The following is a 20240-nucleotide window of genomic DNA, read 5'->3' as shown; positions in this document are numbered from 1 at the left end:
GCATTCCCTCCCGTGATGGGCACGGGCCGGTACGGAAATTGAAGGACCGGCACCTCACTTCAGTAGGTGTGGTGTACACCACAAGGCGCGCCTGGAACTGGGGAGGTGGCGTGTCCGACTTCTCTGCATGGCCGCCGGAGGGACCGCGGCGCGGAAGGGGGCAACGGTGGCGGCGTCGACAGCGGATACGGACGGCCGGACGGCGCGAGGGCTGACGGTTCTTCTCACGTGCGCGATGGCCTTCTCGATGCTGCAGCTGTTCCTGCTGGGCGCGCTCGGCCCTCGGCTGGTGGACGAACTGGGGATCTCCGCCACGGTGCTCGGCCTGACGACGACGATCGGCTTCGGTACGGCTGCCGTGCTGTCTCCGGTGAGTGGCCGGATCGTGGACCGAATCGGTGCTCGGCGTGGGCTCGTTGTGCTGTTGGCGGTGACGGCCGCCGCGCTGGCGGCGATCGGTGCCGCGCCGGGAACCGGACTGCTCCTGGCCGCCGTGGCGCTGGGCGGCCTGCCTCAGGCGTTGGCGAACCCCGCGACGAACAAGGCCATTCTCGCCGCCGTCCCGCCCGCGCGGCGGGGGGCGGTCACGGGGATGAAGCAGTCGGGCGTCCAGCTGGGGGCCTTTGCGGCGGGACTGCCTCTCGCGGCACTTGCCGGTGGAATCGGGTGGCGTGGCGCGGTGTGGACGGCCGCCGGTGCGGCAGTCCTGGCCTCCTTCTGGACGCTGCGCGCCCTGCCGGTCGATCCGCCACCGCCGCCGGCCCGAACGCGTGCGTCCCTCGCGCGCCGCGGGCATGTCGCCTGGCTGGCGGCCTTCTCGCTGCTCCTGGGCAGCGGCATCGCCTCCGTCAACACCTACCTCTCCCTGTTCGGGGCACAGGAGCTCCATCTGGGACCCACCGCGGCCGGTGGCCTCGTCGCCGTGCTGGGTGTCGCCGGAGTCGCGGGCCGGGTGGGGTGGTCGAAGGCGGCCCGGCCGGGGCGCGCCGAACGGCTCCCGGGATGGCTTGCGGCCGGTGCGGTCGGGGCGGCCGGTCTTCTCACGGCGGCGCTCTGGGTCCCTCCGCTCGCATGGGTGGCTGCTGTGGCCGTGGGTGTGTTCGCCGTGTCGGGCAACGCCGTGACCATGGTTGTGGTCATGCAGCGTGCCGAACCCGGCCGGGCGGGGCAGGATTCGGCGCTGGTCGCCGCCGGGTTCTTCGCCGGTTTCGCCGTCGGGCCGCCGTTCTTCGGTCTGCTTGCGGAAGCCGGCCGCTACGGGACGGGCTGGCTGGTGGTCGCAGCGGAGTTCGCGGCAGCAGCAGTTGTGGCTTTCGCCTGGGCCGTACGCGAGCAGCGTGAGCGGGCGGGTGCGTCGGCATGAGTTCGCAGGAACGCTTCGACGAGGCTCTGGCGGCGGTCCTGGAGAGAGTGGCTGTCACCTATGCGGAAGTCGGCACCCGTTTCCCGCTGTTCGCCGATCCGGCCGGCGGCCGGTGGACAACGACCGGCCGGGGTTCGTGGACCGGTGGGTTCTGGGCGGGGCTGCTGTGGCTGCGAGCGAGGCAGACCGGCGGGAGCGACGACCGGGCCGCGGCATCGGCGTGCACGGCGCGCCTCGCACCCTGGGCGGAGGCGGACACAGCCACCCGGGGTCTGATCCTCTGGTACGGCACCGCTCTGGCTGTCGGTGACGACCGGGCGGCCGCACTTCGCGGGCGCGCCGCCCGCGCCTGTCTGACCGCCATGGACCACGAACTCGGCCTCGTGCCTTGGGGATCGGCGCTCGGCGGGCCCCGGATGCTGGCCCGTGTGGACGGCGTTCCGGGTTTGGTGCAGTTGCTTGCCGCCTCAGGTCCCGAGGGAGCCGCAGTGGCGGGCCAGCATCTGCACCGCCACCTCGACCTCTGTCTGGGGGACGACGGTCGCCACCTGCAGCCGGCCTGGCACTTCGCCGCAGCGACGGGTTGGCAGCCCTGCGACGATCCGGCGCCGGGCTGGAGCCGTGGCCGGGCGTGGTTGCTGCTGGCGGTCGCCGACGCCCTGCACAGTCGTGAGGTCCGGGGACGGCGGCCGGACCGTCTGGAGGCCGCCGCCGAACAGCTGCTGAACGACGGCTCTGTCCTGACCGGGCCACTCGTGCCTCCGGCCGAAGAGACCCGCCCGGAAGGGCCCCTGGACACGTCGGCTGCGGCGATCACCGCTGTTGCACTTCTCAAACTGGCGCGTCTTCGTGGGGCTCGGTCCACGGAGTTCTCGGACAGGGCCGCCGCGATCCTTGGGCGGCTGGTCTCCTCCCACCTGTCCGCGGGCGACGGTGACCGCCCCGCGGGCATGCTGCTGGACGGCTGCTACGACGCCCGAAGGGGCCATGCCGTGCGGCACGAACTGATCTGGGGCGACTTCTTCCTGGCGCTGGGCCTGGCCGTCCTCTCCGGGCTGGTCGACATCACCGCGGTGTAGTGGGCTCCTGTCCGTAGCCGCGCAGGACCCGGCGCGCCACGGACGTGATGTGGAGTTCGTCCGGACCGTCCAGGATGCGGGCAGCGCGCCCTGTGCGGAACAGCGCCGGCAGCGCGGTGTCCGGCCCGAGCCCGGCCGCACCGTGCACCTGTATCGCGGAATCGGTGACCTGCTGGAGCATGCGGGCCGCTGCGACCTTGGCCAGGCCCACCTCGGTGTGCGCGTCCCGCCCGGCGGCGATCAGCGCCACGGCTTCGTGAACGAGCGGGCGCGTCGTGCGCAGGGCCAGCAGTGCGTCGAACACGTGCTGCTGGACGAGCTGGTTCCCGGCGAGCGGGCCGCGGGAGCCCTTCCGGGCGACGGCCCGTTCACACATGACGTCGAACGCGCGGCGGGCTTGGCCGAGCCAGCGCAGACAGCGCAGCGTGCGCCCCAGTTGGAGCCGCTCGCCCGCTACGGCAAGCGCCTGTCCACGTTGGCCGAGCATGTGGTCACCGGGGACGGTGACGTGATCGAGTTCGATCTCCCACTGGCCGGCCGCGCCGAGCAGGGGCAGTTCCCGCACCAGCCGGAAGCCTGGGGAGCCGGTGGGAACGAGCAGCAGGGAGAGCCCGTCACGGTCGCCGGCCGTTCCGTCGGTGCGAGCCAGGACCGTGACCAGATCGGCGTCCGCAGCTCCGGAGGTGAACCACTTGCGGCCGGTGACGGACCAGCTCCCGTCCGTGTGCTGCTCGGCGCGCGTGCCGGTCATGAACGGGTCCGTGCCGGGCACGTCGGGCTCGGTCATGGCATAGCAACTGCGTATGTCCCCGGTCACCAGGGGTTTCAGGTAGTCCTCGCGTACGCGGGCGCCGCCGTGCCGCGCGAGCATCCGGACGTCCAGCAGCGAGGCGGATCCGAGTGCCGTCGCGCCGTGATCGCTCGCCCCTTCGGCTTCGGCGAGTTCGGCGTACTCGGCCAGGGTCAGTCCGCCGCCGCCCAGTTCCCCGGGCAGCGGCAGGGCCCACAGTCCGTCCGTCCGTGCCTGATGTCGCAGGTCGCTCATGGCTGCCGCGGCTACGGTCCCGCCCGCGTCCAGGACCTGTTCCTTCGGGATCACCCACCTGCCGATGAAGTCCTCGACGCGCTTCCGCAACTGCACGGTGTCGTCGCCGCGTTGCGGCCGACCGGTGCCCCTGCCTTCTCGACTCGCCACTTTTCTCCTCCAGTTCGCGGGAACCCATGGGAACGGCTGTCCGACTGCTCCTACGTGGAACTGGTCGGGTGCGAACCGGCCCGAGTTCCCGCGTACCAACAACCCGGGCGACGGCCACCGCCGCCGCCAGGAGAGGAGAGGCATGGCGTCACCAGTCACCACGCGGACGGTCCGGCCACTCGACACACTGCGCTTCGACACCTCGGGACCCCCGGAGATCATGAAGGCGGTCGCCGACCGTCTGCGGCGCCTCGGCGCCGAGGCTGCCGACCACGCCCCCGGCGACTCGCCGACCGGTCACACCCTGCTCACCGGCGGGGACTTCCAGCCGGCAGAGGCGCACACGACCTGGTCCGGTCCCGGGACCGGGATCGGCGACGAGGCCACGGTGCAGGCGGCCACCGGCATCATGGCCGTGCACGGACGCAGGGACGGCGCGCCGCGGGGCCTGGCGGCCGACTACTCGGCCACGGCGACCGCCGTCCTCACGGTGCAGGGGATGCTCGCCGGACTGCTGGCCCAGGCGCGCGGTGCGGCCGCACCGACCCGGCTCACGACGCGTGCCGACCATGCCGGACTGCTCTCCGTCTCCCAGTACCTCGCCGCCGCAGGGGCCGACGAGGGGGAGGCGGCCGAAATCGCCCCCGGGGGACCGCCGTTCACGTCGGCCGACGGTGTCCTGTTCGAACTCGAAACCCTCGATCCGGGTGCCTGGGCCGGCTTCTGGCGCGCACTGGACGCACCGGCCGACGCAATACGGTCCGGCTGGCGGCCGTTCCAGTTCCGGTACGCCACCGCCTGTGCCCCCTTTCCGCACGTCCTGCACACCACGACGCAGGCACACGCCCTGGAGCGGATCCGGCGGGCCGCATCGGCCTCGGGCGCCGAGGTGTGCGTTCTCGGAACTCTCGCCGACAGGGCAGCGGAGCACGACGGCGCCGCGCCGTGGTCCCTGGACCTCCTCCGGCCCACCGGCCCCGGGAACGGCGCGCCCGCCCCGACCCCCGCCCGGCCGCTTGCAGGGCTCACCGTCCTCGAAGCCGGCCGGCGCATCCAGGCTCCCCTCGCGGCACACCTGCTGGGACTGCTCGGTGCCGAAGTGATCCGCATAGAACCCCCCGGCGGTGACCCGCTGCGCGGTATGCCACCCGCCTGCTCAGGGATCTCCGCCCGCTGGCTCGCCCTCAACCGGGGCAAGCAGGCCGTCGAGATCGACATCAAGTCTCCGGGCGACCGCCGCCGACTGCGGGAAATGGCGGCGGAGGCCGACGTCTTCCTGCACAACTGGGCTCCTGGCAAGGCGGCCGAACTGGGGCTCGACGCAGACGACCTCGCCGAGGTCAACCCGGCACTCGTCCACGCGTACACCAGCGGCTGGGGAGACCGGCTGCCCGATGCTCCGATGGGTACGGACTTCATGGTCCAGGCCCGCACGGGTGTCGGCGAGGCCGTACGCCCCGAGGGCGAGCCGCCGGCACCCTCCCTGATGACCCTCCTCGACGTGCTGGGCGGGCTGATCGGGACCGAGGCCGTGCTCGCCGGGCTGCTGCTGCGCGAACGCACCGGCCACGGCGTCCGCGTGGACTCCTCGCTGCTCGGCGCCGCCGACACCCTCACCGCGCCCGCCCTGGCCCGGGCCGTGCGCGGCGAGAACCCCAGGAAACCGAGCGGATTCCGCCGTCCCCTGCCGACGGCGGACGGCTGGATCGCGCCCAGCGACGACTGTGCCACCGCCGCAGCCGCGTACGACCTGCGCAACCTGTCCACGGACGAGGCCCTGCGGCAGTGCCGCGCCCACGGGCTCACCGCGACACCCGTCACGACGGACCTGTCCGGACTGCACGACGACCCGCGCTTCGCCGGCTCGATCAGCCGCGACACGCACGGCGTCCTCAGCGTCCCCGACCCCTGGAGCTTCGCATGACCCCCGGCAAGAACGCACTGCACGACCTGCTGCCCGCCGAACTCCGCCGGTCCTGGGTGGTGGACGGCACCTGCCCCGACCTCGACCTCTACAGCCTGTTCCGCGCACGCCAGATCGCGGACCTGCACCGGACCGCCGTCCTGGATGCCAAGGGCAAGCTCTGCTACACCGCCCTGGACCGCAAGGTGCGATGTCTGGCCACCGGCCTCAGAAACCTCGGCATCCGACCGGGCGACGTGGTCGGCGTCCAACTCCCCAACAACCGCGACGCGGTCATCGCCGATCTGGCCATCGCCGCCCTGGGGGCGGTCGCCCTCCCGTTCCCGGTCGGCCGGGGCAGCCTGGAGGCCGAGTGCCTGCTGCGCCGCGCCGAAGCCGTCGCCGTCATCGCCTCGATCGAACACCGGGGCTCCCGTCACGCCGCCGACCTGCACACCCTGTCCACGGCGCTGCCCTCACTGGCCCACGTCATCGCGTCAGGACCGGCCACCGCCCCAGAAGGAACGATTCCGCTCTCGCAGCTGATGCGCTCCGACCCCGGCGGCTTCGTACCCGCCCGCCCCGACCCCGAGAGCGCGGCCCGCATCCTCGTGTCGTCCGGCTCGGAGGCGGAGCCGAAGATGGTCGCCTATTCGCACAACGCACTGGCCGGCGGACGCGGCAACTTCCTCGCCTCGCTCATCCCCGACAGGACCCCGCCGCGCTGCCTGTTCCTGGTACCCCTCTCCACCGCCTTCGGCTCCAACGGCACCGCGGTCACCCTCGCGCGGCACGGTGGCACACTCGTCCTGCTGGATCACTTCACCCCGGAAGCCGCACTCGCGGCGGTACGGGAACACGAGCCCACCCACATCCTCGGAGTGCCCACCATGGTGCGCATGATGCTCGACCGGCTCCGCGAAGCAGGTGACAAGCTCCCCTCCCCCACCGCCCTCGTACTCGGCGGTGCGCCTCTCGACGAGACGACCGCAGCAGCCGCTGCGGAGGCGTTCGGCTGCCCCGTCGTCAACCTCTACGGCTCCGCCGACGGCGTCAACTGTCACACAGGGCTGGACAACACGACACCGCCCACCGACAGCTACGGCGTGGTCGCCGGCCGGCCGGACGCCCGCGTGGCCGAGATCCGCATCACCGACCCGCAGACCCTCGAGGCACTGCCGGAGGGCCGCGTAGGGGAAATCGTCGCGCGCGGACCGATGACTCCGCTGTGCTACGTGGGCGACCCCGGGCTCGACGCCCGTTACCGCACGGCCGACGGCTGGGTACGCACCGGGGACCTCGGTTTCCTCGACGAGGACGGTTGCCTGCACGTCGTCGGACGCCTCAAGGACATCGTCATCCGCGGCGGCGCAAACGTCAGTCCCGCCGAGGTCGAGCGCGAGCTCATCTCACACCCGCTGGTTCGTGACGTGGTGTGCGTGGGTGTGCCGGACAGGCTGATGGGAGAGCGGCTGGCGGCCTGTGTGGTGCCGCGCTCCGGGGACGGCCCGACGCTCGAGTCGTTGTGCGAGCACCTCACCCGGCGCGGGCTGGAGCAACGAAAGCACCCCGAACACCTGCTGGTCGTCGAGGAGCTTCCGTTGACTCCGGCGGGCAAGCCCGACCGCGCGGCCCTGCGGGCACGCGTGGCCGAGAGCGCGCACCCGGCCCCCACGACGGCCCGTCTGGCCCAGGCCGGCTGACCCACAAGCCGGCCGGAGAACGGGGCGGGAGGGCGCGCCGGTGCGCGCCCTCCCGCCCTTCGCTACGCCGCGCGGCCCCGCCGGACGAGCCCGACAGCCAGGTCCACGACGAGGAACCCGAGCAGCGTGACCCCCAGGACCGGAAGCGCCCAGCCCAGGGCCGCGGTCACCGGTACGCCCAGGATCAGCACGGGCAGCGGCAGCCGACGCCACGTCCCACGGGCCGGGGCCTTTCCGAATGCGGCCTTGCGGTCGTCGCGGGTCGGCCGCCGCTGCCACCACATGCGGTATCCCCACAACGTCACGAAGGTCAGGCCGAGGGCGATGACCGCCAGCACGATCTGGTTGGCGATCCCGAACAGCACACCCATGTGCCCCTGGACGCCCAGCTTGCTGAGCTTGGCCAAGGCCGGGTGGTCCGCCCACCTGCTGTGCGAGGTGACCTCGCTCTTCCCGACGTCCACGGCGACCTGGTCGTAGTGCACCGGCCACACGTTGTCGCCCTGGGCCACGGTCCAGGCACTGGCGGCGTCGGCGGGAGGCGTCACCTCCACCGTGCTGCCCAGGCCGGCCTTTCGTGCCGCAGCAAGAGCGGCGTCGAAGTCGGCCGGGTCCGCCGACGCGGTGTCCTTGGCGGCGCCGTGCCCGGCATGCTCCGCGTGCTCGTCCTCGGGGGCCGGCTCTGCCCCGGGCAGCAGGGCGGCAACGGGCGAGCAGAACCCCGAAAGCCGCGTGCACCACGGCCGGAGGAGTGGCATGCGGACGGGGCTCTACCGGGGATGTCACCACCAGGCGGCGGCAGATGTACGGCATGACCAGCGCGGCCAGTCGGGTCAGAACCCGTTCGCCGTAGATGACGCAGAGCGCGGTTCCGAGGGTGGCGAGGGCATGTGCCGACACCACTCCCGCGGTCATGGCAGATCCCGCTTCCTGCCCGGCCGCCATGTGGGCGCCTGACATGTGGGAGTCGGACATGTGGCCGGCAGCGGAGTGGCCGCTGTGCGAGGCAGGCATCGGGTACCCGCTGCCGTGCGGCATCGGGAGGTGGTGCAGAAAGAGGTGCAGGGCGAGCTGCATGCCGCCCAGCATCAGCATGGTCACGTCGAAGCGGCGCCGACGACCGCCGAAGAGCACGGTGCACGTCACGGTGAGAGCGGCGAAGAGGGCGATCAGCGGTCCCGGGCCCGGCAGTCGGCCACCGGCGGCGACATGGCTCACGGCACCCAGGACCAGGCATGCCGAAGCGCACAGCAGACCCTGCGAGGTCCGCGTCACCCGGCTTGCTTGTCTGCGCACCGGCACAACCTAGCCAGGGCTCGGGCGGGTGTCCGCAGGTTCGGACAGAAGGTGTCCGTGGCCGATGGGAGGCGGCTCCGCCCTCCCGGCGTACATCACACCTGTGTGGAACGGCTGTTGTGCGATGCAGACCGGTGCTGCAAGCGGCGTACGAATGCAGCGTGGAGCTCGCGGCGTGGCGTGAATCACACGAGACTTCCTGGGATGCCCCAACGGTCAGGGGCAGTTCGTACAGGACCGCCCCTGACCACTACGGCGAGTGCCGTGGCCGACGGATCAGGACGAGCCCATCGCCTTCTTCAGCTCCGACGCCGCGTCGCGGTAGACGGGCAACAGGTCCAGGTCGTCCCCCGGGTAGTTGACGATCCTCACCTGCTTCGCACCGGAGTCGGGCAGGACCGTGCCCGTCGACATGTGTGCGTTGTCCAGCACCAGGGCGGGCTTCTTCTTCGACAGTTCGGCGAGCTGCGCCGGGGTCACGGGCTCCGGGCCGTACGTGCCGACCACGGTGGCGCCCGCGAGCTTCGCCGACCAGGCAGTGAAGACCTGGGCGACGACGTTCGGGCTCTTCCCGCCGGGCCAGGCGGACTTCACGTCCTTGGAAAGCTTGGCGTACTTGGTGTCGAAGCTGCTCTTCCACTTCGCCGCGGAGTCCTCGGTGCCGAACAGCTTGCCCAGCCGCGTCACCTCGGCACCGACCTTGACCGCGTCGTTGTCGAGGTTCACCTCGACGAGCTTCGCCTTGGACCCGGCCGCTTCCTTGATCTTCGCGGCATACGGCTCGAAGGGCGCGTACAGCACGAAGTCGGCCCCGGCGACGGCGGCGAGGTCGGATGGTTTCGGGTCGTAGTCGGGGGCGTGGTGCACGGACTGCGGCACGATGACCTTCACGTCCTCGGCGCCGGCGGCTTTGGCGAAGGCGCCTTCCCACGTGGTGGTCACGACCACCACCGGCTTGTCCTTGCTGTCGGCACCGGCCTTGGCCGACGTGTCGCCGTCTTCGTCACTGCCACAGCCGGCGGTGAGGAGGAGCGCCGCACTCAGTGCGACGAGGGAAGCGAAACGGACGCGGGTGCGCGCCATGAGCTGTTTCTCCGTTCAGGTACGAGATGGACGGCGAGGACGACTGCCCCCGCGGTCAGGACAAGGACCGGGCCCGGTGGCCAGTCCAGCCAGAGGGCCACCAGGAACCCCGTCAGGTTGACCACGACGCCGATGCCGACCGCCCACAGGGTGATCGACCCCAGCGAGCCCCCCAGGCGGCGCGCGGCGAGCGCGGGCAACAGGGTCAGGGCATCGACCAGCAGGGCGCCGGTCAGCTTGATGGCTCCGGCGACCGCGATGGCCACCAGGACGAGCAAGGCCACGGTGAGGCCGCGCACCGGCACACCGGAGCACTGGGCGAGCTCCCGGTCGTACAGCAGCAGCGCGACGTCCCGGCGGCGCCACCAGAACAGGCCCGGCACGACGACGGCGAGCACCGCGAGGACGACCAGGTCCGCAGTGCCCACCGAGAGGATGGACCCCCACAGCAGGGCGAACGCGCCGGAGGCGTTGACACCCGAGACGGCGAGGACGAGCAGCGCGGCCGCGATGGCCAGGCTCATCAGCAGGCCCATCGCACCGGACAGTCCGTCCGGGGTGCGGGCCAGCGGGGCTACGCCCGCGCCTGACAGAGCGCACGCCACGAGCGCGCACAGCATCGGGTCGAGACCCGTCAGCAGGCCGACGGCGATACCGAGCAGCGCGACGTGCATCATCGCGAATCGCACCGGCATGATGTCCAGTCCCACAATGATCACACCGACCACCGGCAGGCCGATCGCGGCAAGCAGCAGCGCGAACCCGGCCCGCTGTACGGGAACAAGCTGCAGGAGCGCACCGACGTCGGCGGCGGCCAGGTTCACCGGACCTCCCTCAGCCGCCCGGCGGCCATCTCCAGTACGCGGTCGCACCGCTCGACGAGCGTCCGGTCATGGGTCACCACGACGAGCGTGACCGGCAGAGTGGTCAGGACGTCGGCCGCTTCCTCCTGACCCGCGAAGTCGAGGGCCGCGGTGGGCTCGTCGGCCAGCAGTACCTCCGCCCCCGAAGCCACGCAGCCGATCGCCCGGGCGAGATACATGCGTTGCAGCTGCCCTCCCGAGAGGGTGTGGAGGGGGCGTCGGGACAGAGCGCCCACCCCCAGCCGGTCCGCCGCCTTCGCGGCATCGGCCGGTGCGCCGCTGCTGGCGAGCAGTTCGTCGCCCCGGAGCGGGAACCGTCCGACGGCCGGCTTCTGCGGGATCCAGGCACAGGCCCGGCGCCGCCACGCCCACTCGGCTGCCGAGCGGGTGCCGCGGCCGCCGACCAGGATGGTGCCGGTCACCTGCCGGTGCAGGCCGAGAACGGCACGCAACAGGGTCGTTTTGCCCGAGCCGTTGGTCCCGGTCAGCGCCACGCGCTCGCCGGCCGCGATCTCAAGGTCAGCGTCGGCGACGGCCTCGACCCGGCCATGGCGGCAGGCGACCCCCCGCATGCGTACGTCCAGCCCGCCCATTCATGCACCCTTCTGACTTCCGCCGTCGTGCGTGGACAACCGCACGGGCGGTTGTCCACGCGTCAGTAGTCGGAGGAGGCGTCCTGCGAGTTCCCGGGCAGAAGAGGGAAATTCACCGGGTGGTCAGCGCGCGCTGCCGGACCTGCACCCGTGACATGACTGACAGTAGCCGTGCATGTACACGCACCGGGCCGACCGTTCGACACGCCGGCCTGCGGACCACGCCGCCGGGCTCATCGGGGGCGACACCATCGGACACTGGAAGAAGGTCCCGGCCGTGGGCTGGGCATTCTGCAGGTCCGGAAGGGAGGCCGAGATGGCACGAGTTCTTTACACGGCGGAGGCGACCGTGACAGGCGGTCGCACGAACGGCCACGGGCGGACCGATGACGGCGCCTTGGACGTCCGGCTCCGCGCACCGGCAGAGATGGGCGGCACAGAGGGTGGCACGAACCCCGAGCAGCTCTTCGCGGTGGGCTATGCGGCCTGCTTCGAGGGTGCACTCGGCGTCGTGGCTCGTCGCGAACGCGTCGAGACGGGCGACGCTTCGATCGACAGTCGCGTCAGCCTCCTTCCCACCGAGGACCGCGGTTTCAAGCTTGCCGTGGAGCTCCATGTGACCTTGCCGCAGATTCAGGATCCTGAGCAGGCAGCGCGGATCGTCGCCGGCGCACATCAGGTGTGTCCGTACTCGAATGCCACACGGGGCAACATCGACGTCACGCTGACCGCAAACGGGCACGACGTCGGCTCGACCGGGAGCGGGTGAGCCGACGGCGCGGAAGGTCGATCACACCCTGGGCAGATGCGGCGCGGTGATCCGTGGCGGTCATCGGTCCGCCTCCCCAGCGGGAACCGCGCGGGGTCAGGTGGTCGCCAGGCGCAGCGCGAGTGCGGCGACGGCGAGGACGAGCGGGACGGCCGCGTTCGTGGCGGAGTCCCGGACGCGCAGGTGGGAGCCGACCGCCCCGATGAAGTAGAGGGTGACGCCGATGGCCGCGGCGACGCCGAGCGGCCACCAGAACAAGCCGGCGAGGAGACCGACGGCGCCCGCGATCTCGGCGGTGGCCAGAAGCCACAGTCTGTCGGCGGGGAACCCGACGGTCTCCATGACCTTGAGCTGGGCGGGGTCGTTGCGGAGCTTACCGACGGCCGAGAACACCAGGAGCGCGGCGAGCAGGGCGGAGACGACGATGGTGGCGATGAACATGGAGGTCCTCGAGAACTGAATAGGGAGCGGTGGTGAACTGGGCAGCACGCGGCGTCACTCGTCGGCGATGCCGGCGCACGAAAGCATAAGCGGACTTTACCCCGCTTAATATTCCGGCCGATAGAGTGAGTCCTGTGGATCGCACCGTCCTGCCCTTGGGAGCGCCGCGCGTCGAGCGCGCCGACGCCGCACGCAACCGGCTGCATCTCCTGGCCACAGCCCGCGAGATGCTCGCCGAGCAGGGCGCGGACAAACTGACCATGGACGGGCTGGCAGAGCGGGCGGGCCTGGGCAAGGGGACGGTCTTCCGCCGGTTCGGCAGCCGTGCGGGGATCTTCCAGGCGCTCCTGGACGACGACGAGAAGGCCTTCCAGGAGCAGGTGCTGTCCGGACCGCCGCCGCTGGGCCCGGGCGCCGCGCCACTGGACCGCCTGATCGCCTACGGCCGGGCCCGAGTCGGCTTCCTCATCGGGCACCGCGAGATCGCCCGCGCCGCCCTGGACGGCAGCCAGCCCGTACCTGCCGGACCGGAGACGCCCCTCTCCCGGATGCACATCCGCATGCTGCTGGGACAGACAGACCTCGGCGCTGCTGACCTCGACGTCCTGACCGTCCAGCTCACCGCCGCCCTGGACGGCCCCCTCCTGCTCTACCTGTCGGCGTCCGACCTCACCGAAGCCGCCCACCGGACCGAGGAGCGGATCGCACAGGGCTGGCAGGACCTCGTACAGCGCGTCTGCCGGCCTTGATCAGAAATCACAACCGCCCCGCCTCACGGCCGGGCTGGATCTGCGCCGCGATGCCCCCTATCACCGCGCCCAGCGCCCCGGACAAAGGGACCTTGCCCCGCTCGACGACGGTCACCGGCACATCCAGCTCGCGACAGGCGGAGGCAACCTCACAGCCGGTGAACCCGGCACCGATGACCAGCACCCGGCCGGGTCCGGCCGCCAGCCGTTGCCGCAACCCTTCCGCGTCTTCCGGCGTATGCAGCGCGAACAGCCCGTCGAGCGCGGCCTCTGCCTCGTTCGGCCACGGGCGCGCCCGCACCCCAGTGGCGATGAGCAGCCGGTCGAATCCCACCTTCGCGCCATCGGCCAGCAGCACCTGCTTGCCGCTCAGGTCAAGACCCGTGGCCGCGACTCCGAACCGCCAGTGCGCGTCGAGCTCGTCGCGGCGCGGCAGTCCGGTCCGCCGTGCCGGAACCTGACCCATGAGGACCTGCTTGGACAACGGCGGCCGGTCATAGGGTGCGTGAGGCTCGTCCCCGATCACGGTCAGCGAGCCGGTGAAGCCCTCCCGGCGCAGCGTCACACAGCCCGCAGGCCGGCCAGGGACGCCCCGACAATGACGATGCGCCCTGCACGCTTGAACGTTTCCCCAGGGCTGGGGGCAGCCACGCGCGTCTCGGACGCCGGCTGCCGGTTCCCGGCGTCCTCACGGTCGAGGAAGATGGCCTGGACCGGGCAGGCCGCCGCGGCCCGCACGACCTTCTCCTGCTGAGCGTCGTCCGGATCGGTGTCGTACAGCAGCGCCTCGTCCCCTTGTATGGCAAACACATCCGGCGCGGCGAAAGCGCACTGGGCGTAACCCTGACACCGCGTGAGATCCACGATGATCTTCATCTGGACGCCCCTTCCGAACCCTGAGGATCGGCCGTTTCGTCCCACCACCACGCGCGCACGCCATCACGTCTGCCCTTTCAGTGCAGCACGGCCCACCAAGGACCGCATCCCGCCGCAGGCCGCCGGCCACGTTCCGGAATCGTTGCGCACCAGATCCCGGATCTGCGCATCCAGTGCGCACCGGGCGCCGGAATTGCGCCGCATCAGCAGGTACGAAGAGCCGGGCTCGGGCGGGCACCCTCACCACCCCACGCTCCCACCGGCACAGCCCGCCATCGTTCGAGCGAAAGATACGGTAATAGGGGGAACATGCATGAAGATTCCATAATGAACCGAATCGCAGGGATGAACCAAGGAACGGATCCCAGCTCCACACCAGGGAGACTCCATGCGTTACACAACCTTCGGACACCGCACCGGACTGCGCGTCTCGGAGTACGCGCTCGGTGCCGCATACTTCGGCACCAGCTGGGGCGCCGGCGCCGAGCCCGACGAGGCACGCAGGATGTTCGACAGGTTCGCCGAAGCCGGCGGCACCTTCATCGACACGTCGGACGGCTACCAGTTCGGCGAGTCGGAAACACTGCTGAGCCGGCCCCTCGCCGCGGACCGCGACCACTTCGTCCTGGCCACCAAATTCACCAACGGGGCTACGCAGGAGCCCGACATCTCCAAGACCGGCAACAGCCGCAAGAACATGATCCATTCTCTTGAGGCGAGCCTGAAGCGTCTCGGGACCGACTACGTCGACCTGTACTGGGTCCACTTCCCCGACGACCTGACACCGATGGAGGAGATCCTGCGCGGTTTCGACGATCTGGTGAGTTCGGGCAAGATTCTCCACGGCGCCCTGTCCGACTTCCCCGCATGGCGGGTCCCCCTGGCCGCCACCCTCGCGGACCTGAAGAACTGGGCGCCGGTCGTCGGCATCCAGGTCGAATACAGCCTCGTCGAGAGGACGGCCGAGCGCGAGCTGCTGCCGATGGCCGAGAGCCTCGGACTCGGCGCCGCGCTGTGGTCCCCCCTCGGCGGCGGACTGCTCACCGGCAAGTACCGGGGCGGCACCGAGGGCCGGCTCACCGATCTGAAGCGGCTCGTGCACACCGAGGACACGGACCAGAAGACCGCGGTCGTCGATACCGTCCTGGCGATCGCCGGGGAGACGGGCGCGACGCCGGCACAGGTGTCGGTGACCTGGCTGCGCGAGCGGGCGGCGCGCGCGGCGACCTCACTCATCCCCATCATCGGGCCGCGGAACCTCGGCCAGCTCGAAAGCTACCTCGGCGCCCTCGACATCGAGCTCACCCCGGAGCAGTTCACGCGTCTCTCCGAGGTCAGCGCCGTACCGCTCGGAGTGCCTCACGAAACGGTCGCCGATGTGCGCGACCGGGCACGAGGCGGAGACACCGGCCTGGTGACCGCGCCCGCCGCGCCGGTGGCCTGACCTGGCCGGTGCATGCCGCAGTTCATGTGAACAGCCTTGCTCACCCCGGGCGTTCCTGCCGCAAGGAGCCTCTGGTTCGGGGCCGTCTCGTGCACTGCCGACCATGGGCACCTCGATGCCTCCACCGCCTGCCGGTCGACAACACCTGGGACGTGGCCTTCGCCAACCTGTCTGTGCCGTGCGCCGTCCGGGCCGGTCCCGCCGCACTGCGACGGGACCGGTCCGTCGCCGGCTCGTCACCGCATCCCCCTCCTGTCAGGCCAGCGCATCCCGCAGCGCCTCGGCGAACTCCTTGGGCTGCCCGAGGAAGCCGCCGTGGTCGCCGGGGAACTCGACCGGCAAAGAACCCAGTTGTCGGGCCAGTGCCTCGGACGTCCGGTAGGTGAGCAGCCCGCCCGAGGCGACGCCGATGCCGACGACGACACGAGCCGGGCCGGCCGTCAGTACGGTGATGTCGGGCGCGTAACCGGCGGTGCCCCGGAGCTCATGGGCGAAGAAGCGGGCGCTGTTGGCAAGGTCCTGAGCTGAGGGCTGCTGCGGCGCCGGAGTGGGGGCGCAGCCGTCCGCGCCGACGAATCCGGCGTTGGCCATGAACTTCCCCCACGCGGGCCCCACGCCTTCCCGGTGGTACGTCGCGATGATGTCGTCGGTCGCGGCACGCTGCTCGTCGGCGTCGGGGAGCAGTTCCAGCAGGGGAGGCTCGTGCGCGACGAGGGTCCGTACCTGCCCGGGATGCCGCGCGACGAGCGCGAGCCCCGTCACCGCGCCGCCACTGCTGCCGAACACGTCGGCGGACTCGGCTCCGAGCGCGTCCAGGAGGGCGGCGACGTCATCCGCCCGCAGCTCGGGGGTGGAGTCCTGCGCCGGGTCGTCGAGGATGCTCCCGGAGATGCCCCGTGGGTCGTGGGTGACGACGGTGTGGTCGTCGGCGAGCGCTTCGGCCAGCGGGGCGAACGCCCCCGCGTCCATCGGCGCCCCCATCACCAGCAGCAGCGGTCCCGTGCCGCGCACCTCGTAGTGCAGGCGCGCGCCGGGGACATCGAGGGTGTGGGTGGTGGCCATGGCTGTCGTCCTTCCGGCAGTGGTCGTCCGCGGTCGCGGTGACGGGAGTGAAGACTCCGGCCGGCCGCGAAACTCATCGCGCATCCGCACACCCCCCGCACACCCCCCGCGCACCAGCCTCCCGCCGCGTGGTCACCGTGCGGACCGCATTCCGACTGGCTGGTAACTTCGTGGAGTTGATCAACCACCGCGCCGTTGCCGGCCCGTGGACGGCCGCGTGCTGCCCGGCTGTGCCGCGCCTGTTCAACATGCCAGGAAGACCCGACCACCGATAAGGATCCCGAATTGGCCCGCCCCCGGCTCCATCGCTTAACCCGTCTCGCGGGAACCGCAACCGTCCTTGGCCTGGCGGTCTCCGTCCTGTCCGCCGCCCCCGCTTCCGCCGAATCGCCCGCGCCGCATCTCGACGCCGTCGAGGAGACGCTGCGGCAGGTGTCACCAGGACTCGAAGGCCAGGTGTGGGAGCGCACCGGCGGCAACAGGCTGGACAGCTCTTCCGGCGGCCCCGCCGGCTGGCTGCTGCAGACCCCCGGCTGCTGGGGCGACGCGACCTGTGCCGACCGTTCCGGCACCCGGCGGCTGCTGGCGAAGATGACCGAGAACATCTCGCAGGCCACCCGCACGGTCGACATATCCACCCTGGCGCCGTTTCCCGACGGGGCGTTCCAGGACGCGATCGTCGCGGGCCTCAAGCGCTCGGCGGGGGCCGGCAACAAGCTCAAGGTGCGCGTTCTCGTCGGGGCGGCGCCGATCTACCACATGAACGTCGTGCCGTCGAAGTACCGGGACGAGCTGAGGTCCAAGCTCGGCGAGGCCGCCGACGACATCACCCTGAACGTCGCGTCGATGACGACCTCCAAGACCGCGTTCTCGTGGAACCACTCCAAGCTCCTGGTGGTGGACGGCCGGTCGGCGATCACCGGCGGCATCAACAGCTGGAAGGGCGACTACATCGACACCACCCACCCGGTGTCAGACGTCGATCTCGCGCTCACCGGTCCCGCCGCGGGCTCCGCCGGCAGGTACCTGGACCGGCTCTGGGACTGGACGTGCCGGAACAGGAGCAACTTCGCCAAGGTCTGGTTCGCCTCGTCGCCCGGCGCCGAGTGCATGCCGGCGATGGAGAAGGAGACCGACCCCGCCCGGACCCCGGCGACCGGGAACGTTCCGGTGATCGCCGTCGGCGGCCTCGGGGTCGGAATCAGCGTGTCGGACCCGTCGTCGGCGTTCCGGCCGGCGCTGCCGACCGCGTCCGACACCAAGTGCGTCATCGGCCTGCCCGACCGGACCAACGCCGACCGCGACTACGACACGGTCAACCCGGAGGAGAGCGCCCTGCGGGCGCTGATCGGGAGCGCGAAGAGCCACATCGAGATCTCCCAGCAGGATCTCAACGCCACGTGTCCTCCGCTCCCGCGGTACGACGTTCGCCTCTACGACGCCCTCGCGGCGAAGATGGCCGCCGGCGTGAAGGTCCGCATCGTCGTCAGCGACCCGGCCAACCGCGGTGCGGTCGGCAGCGGCGGCTACTCGCAGATCAAGTCGCTGAACGAGATCAGCGATGTGCTGCGCAGCCGCCTCGCGCTGATCACCGGCGGCCGCCAGGACGCGACGGCGGCGATGTGCGGCAACCTGCAGCTGGCGAGCGCTCGCGGCTCCGACAGCGCCACATGGGCCGACGGGAAGCCCTACGCACAGCACCACAAGCTGGTGTCGGTGGACGGTTCGGCCTTCTACATCGGGTCGAAGAACCTCTATCCCTCCTGGCTGCAGGACTTCGGCTACATCGTGGAGAGCCCGGAGGCGGCCGGTCAGCTCGACGCCGAGCTGCTGACCCCGCAGTGGAGGTACGCGCAGGCGACCGCCACCTTCGACCATGCCCGTGGGGTCTGTCAGGGCTGACACGGCCCGTACCCGGACCGGCACATGAAGCGGCCCCCGCCCCGCCGTCCCGGGGCGGGGGCCGCCGCTCACCCGCTGCGGCCGCCGTCAGACGAGGGGCCGGATCGCGGTGGGCGCGTGGCCCGGCTCGGTGGCGAGTTCCTCGAACTCGGAGACGTCGCTGATGTCCGCGGTGCGGCTCATGGAGATATTGGTGATCCGCTCCAGGATCGCCTCGACGACGACCGGGACGCGGTACTCGGCGGCCAGTTTCCTGGCCTCCTCGAGGGCCGGCAGCAGGTCGTCCGGCTCGGTGACGCGGATGGCCTTGCAGCCGAGACCCTCGACGACCTTGACGTGGTCGACGCCGTAGACGCCCAGTTCCGGCGAGTTGATGTTCTCGAACTCCAGATTGACCTGGAAGTTGATGTCCAGGCCGATCTGCGCCTGACGGATCAGGCCCAGGTAGGAGTTGTTCACCAGGACGTGGACGTACGGGATCCGGTGCTGGGCACCGACCGCGAGTTCCTCGATCATGAACTGGAAGTCGTAGTCGCCGGACAGCGCCACGACCTGGGCCTCCGGGTCGGCCTTGGCGACACCCAGTGCGGCCGGGATCGTCCAGCCCAGCGGCCCCGCCTGGCCGCAGTTGATCCAGTGGCGCGGCCTGTAGACGTGCAGCATCTGGGCGCCGGCGATCTGGGACAGGCCGATCGTGGTGACGTAGCGCGTCTCGGGGCCGAAGGCCCTGTTCATCTCCTCGTACACGCGCTGCGGCTTCATGGGCACGTCGTCGAAGTGCGTTCGGCGCTGAAGCGTGGCCTTGCGCTCCTGCGTGGAGGCGACCCAGCCGGAGCGGTCGGGCAGCCTGCCCTCGGCCTTCAGCTCCCTCGCGACCTCGACGAAGAGCTCCAGGGCAGCCTTGGCGTCCGAGGCGATGCCGTAGTCCGGGGGGAAGATCTTGCCGATCTGGGTGGGCTCGATGTCCACATGGACGAACGTGCGGCCGCGGGTGTAGACGTCGAGCTTGTAACCGGTGTGGCGGTTGGCCCACCGGTTGCCGATGCCGAGGACGAAGTCGGACTCCAGGAAGTTCGCGTTGCCGTAGCGGTGCGAGGTCTGCAGGCCGACCATCCCGGCGTTCAGTTCGTGGTCGTCGGGGATGGTGCCCCAGCCCATCAGGGTCGGGATGACGGGCGTGCCGGTGATCTCCGCGAACTCGACCAGCAGGCCGGAGGCGTCGGCGTTGACGACGCCTCCGCCGGCGACGATCAGCGGGCGCTCGGACTCCAGGAGGAAGGAGAGCGCCTTCTCGATCTGGGCGCGTGTCGCGGACGGCTTGTAGACCGGAAGCGGCTCGTACGTCTCGGGATCGAACTCGATCTCGGTCAGCTGGACATCGATCGGCAGGTCGATGAGGACCGGTCCCGGCCGGCCGGAGCGCATCAGATGGAAGGCCTGCTGGAAGACGCCGGGGACCTGAGCGGCCTCCAGGACGGTCGTGGCCGCCTTGGTGACCGGTTTGGCGATCGCGGCGATGTCGACGGCCTGGAAGTCCTCTTTGTGGATCACGCTGGTGGGCGCCTGGCCGGTGATGCAGAGGATCGGAATCGAGTCACCGGTCGCGGAGTAGAGACCGGTGATCATGTCGGTGCCGGCGGGTCCTGACGTACCGATGCAGACCCCGATGTTTCCGGGGGCCGTCCTGGTGTACCCCTCGGCCATGTGCGAGGCGCCCTCGACATGGCGGGCGAGGGTGTGGTCGATGCCTCCGCCCTCCTGGAGGGCCTTGTAGAAGGGGTTGATCGCCGCGCCCGGCACACCGAACGCCTGGGTGACGCCTTCGCGCTTGAGGATCTCAACTGCCGCTCGGGCGGCGGTCATACGAGGCATGGGAGCTCCTGCTTCGACCTGGCGGATCGGGCTCTGTCGCGCCACCT

Annotated in this window: 15 protein-coding genes and 3 pseudogenes; 8 read left to right on the top strand and 10 right to left on the bottom strand. The window is 71.0% G+C overall.

Going from position 1 to position 20240, the window contains the following annotated elements; all coding sequences use genetic code 11:
- Window positions 1-166 precede the first annotated feature (166 nt).
- On the top strand, window positions 167-1363 hold the full coding sequence (locus tag ACFU5O_RS05050; protein ID WP_384236544.1) for an MFS transporter: 1197 nt from the start codon (window positions 167-169) through the stop codon (window positions 1361-1363).
- Window positions 1360-2442 (top strand): sugar ABC transporter permease, encoded by a 1083-nt coding sequence (locus ACFU5O_RS05045; RefSeq protein WP_384236543.1) that lies wholly within the window; start codon window positions 1360-1362, stop codon window positions 2440-2442. Before ACFU5O_RS05050 ends, ACFU5O_RS05045 begins: the two co-directional genes overlap by 4 nt.
- Here ACFU5O_RS05045 and ACFU5O_RS05040 read toward each other — a convergent pair.
- Window positions 2429-3637: an acyl-CoA dehydrogenase family protein gene (locus ACFU5O_RS05040; protein ID WP_384236542.1), complete on the bottom strand. Its 1209-nt coding sequence runs from the start codon at window positions 3635-3637 to the stop codon at window positions 2429-2431. The genes ACFU5O_RS05045 and ACFU5O_RS05040 overlap by 14 nt on opposite strands.
- Before the next feature lie 142 nt (window positions 3638-3779).
- Here ACFU5O_RS05040 and ACFU5O_RS05035 point away from each other — a divergent pair, with 142 nt between their 5' ends.
- Entirely contained in the window at window positions 3780-5561 is a 1782-nt protein-coding gene (locus ACFU5O_RS05035; protein ID WP_384236540.1) for a CoA transferase, read from the top strand.
- The gene (locus tag ACFU5O_RS05030) at window positions 5558-7243 is read left to right on the top strand and encodes a class I adenylate-forming enzyme family protein (RefSeq protein WP_384236539.1); all 1686 of its coding nucleotides are present in this window, start codon (window positions 5558-5560) and stop codon (window positions 7241-7243) included. The genes ACFU5O_RS05035 and ACFU5O_RS05030 overlap by 4 nt, the downstream gene beginning before the upstream one ends.
- 62 nt (window positions 7244-7305) lie before the next feature.
- Here ACFU5O_RS05030 and ACFU5O_RS05025 read toward each other — a convergent pair.
- From ACFU5O_RS05025 to ACFU5O_RS05010, 4 genes and pseudogenes are all read right to left on the bottom strand, one after another.
- Window positions 7306-7941 (bottom strand): annotated as a pseudogene (locus ACFU5O_RS05025) (PepSY domain-containing protein); the annotation flags it as partial.
- 874 nt (window positions 7942-8815) lie between these two features.
- Complete coding sequence (locus tag ACFU5O_RS05020) at window positions 8816-9622, bottom strand: ABC transporter substrate-binding protein (protein ID WP_384236537.1); 807 nt, start codon at window positions 9620-9622, stop codon at window positions 8816-8818.
- Entirely contained in the window at window positions 9580-10446 is an 867-nt protein-coding gene (locus ACFU5O_RS05015; protein WP_384236535.1) for a metal ABC transporter permease, read from the bottom strand. The genes ACFU5O_RS05020 and ACFU5O_RS05015 overlap by 43 nt, the downstream gene beginning before the upstream one ends.
- Window positions 10443-11078 (bottom strand): metal ABC transporter ATP-binding protein, encoded by a 636-nt coding sequence (locus ACFU5O_RS05010; RefSeq protein WP_384236533.1) that lies wholly within the window; start codon window positions 11076-11078, stop codon window positions 10443-10445. Before ACFU5O_RS05010 ends, ACFU5O_RS05015 begins: the two co-directional genes overlap by 4 nt.
- 316 nt (window positions 11079-11394) lie before the next feature.
- Between ACFU5O_RS05010 and ACFU5O_RS05005 the strand changes: the two genes are divergently transcribed.
- Window positions 11395-11847: an organic hydroperoxide resistance protein gene (locus ACFU5O_RS05005; protein WP_384236531.1), complete on the top strand. Its 453-nt coding sequence runs from the start codon at window positions 11395-11397 to the stop codon at window positions 11845-11847.
- A gap of 96 nt (window positions 11848-11943) precedes the next feature.
- Here the strand turns inward: ACFU5O_RS05005 and ACFU5O_RS05000 are convergent, their stop codons facing one another.
- The gene (locus ACFU5O_RS05000; RefSeq protein ID WP_384236530.1) at window positions 11944-12288 is read right to left on the bottom strand and encodes a DoxX family protein; all 345 of its coding nucleotides are present in this window, start codon (window positions 12286-12288) and stop codon (window positions 11944-11946) included.
- A gap of 134 nt (window positions 12289-12422) precedes the next feature.
- Here ACFU5O_RS05000 and ACFU5O_RS04995 point away from each other — a divergent pair, with 134 nt between their 5' ends.
- A complete protein-coding gene (locus tag ACFU5O_RS04995; protein WP_384236528.1) occupies window positions 12423-13037 on the top strand; it encodes a TetR/AcrR family transcriptional regulator in 615 nt (204 codons plus the stop codon).
- A gap of 34 nt (window positions 13038-13071) precedes the next feature.
- On the opposite strand, the pseudogene ACFU5O_RS04990 reads toward ACFU5O_RS04995, so the two are convergent.
- Both ACFU5O_RS04990 and ACFU5O_RS04985 read right to left on the bottom strand, forming a co-directional pair.
- Window positions 13072-13688: pseudogene (locus tag ACFU5O_RS04990) on the bottom strand (FAD-dependent oxidoreductase); the annotation flags it as partial.
- A 60-nt stretch (window positions 13689-13748) separates the two neighbouring features.
- Window positions 13749-13913: pseudogene (locus ACFU5O_RS04985) on the bottom strand (ferredoxin); the annotation flags it as partial.
- Window positions 13914-14301: 388 nt separating this feature from the next.
- On the opposite strand from ACFU5O_RS04985, the gene ACFU5O_RS04980 reads away from it, so the two are divergent.
- Window positions 14302-15357, top strand: coding sequence for an aldo/keto reductase (locus ACFU5O_RS04980; protein ID WP_384236526.1), 1056 nt, complete (start codon window positions 14302-14304; stop codon window positions 15355-15357).
- Between the two features lie 255 nt (window positions 15358-15612).
- On the opposite strand, the gene ACFU5O_RS04975 is transcribed toward ACFU5O_RS04980, so the two are convergent.
- The gene (locus tag ACFU5O_RS04975) at window positions 15613-16419 is read right to left on the bottom strand and encodes an alpha/beta fold hydrolase (RefSeq protein ID WP_384236524.1); all 807 of its coding nucleotides are present in this window, start codon (window positions 16417-16419) and stop codon (window positions 15613-15615) included.
- Between the two features lie 285 nt (window positions 16420-16704).
- Between ACFU5O_RS04975 and ACFU5O_RS04970 the strand changes: the two genes are divergently transcribed.
- Complete coding sequence (locus ACFU5O_RS04970) at window positions 16705-18321, top strand: phospholipase D-like domain-containing protein (protein WP_384236522.1); 1617 nt, start codon at window positions 16705-16707, stop codon at window positions 18319-18321.
- Between the two features lie 87 nt (window positions 18322-18408).
- On the opposite strand, the gene gcl is transcribed toward ACFU5O_RS04970, so the two are convergent.
- Window positions 18409-20193, bottom strand: coding sequence for a glyoxylate carboligase (gene gcl, locus ACFU5O_RS04965; RefSeq protein WP_384236520.1), 1785 nt, complete (start codon window positions 20191-20193; stop codon window positions 18409-18411).
- Window positions 20194-20240 lie beyond the last annotated feature (47 nt).

Source organism: Streptomyces sp. NPDC057445 (genome assembly GCF_042802855.1).
Taxonomy (GTDB): domain Bacteria; phylum Actinomycetota; class Actinomycetes; order Streptomycetales; family Streptomycetaceae; genus Streptomyces.
The sequence above is the reverse complement of the archived record's forward strand: the minus strand, read 5'-3'. Positions and strand labels throughout refer to the sequence as shown.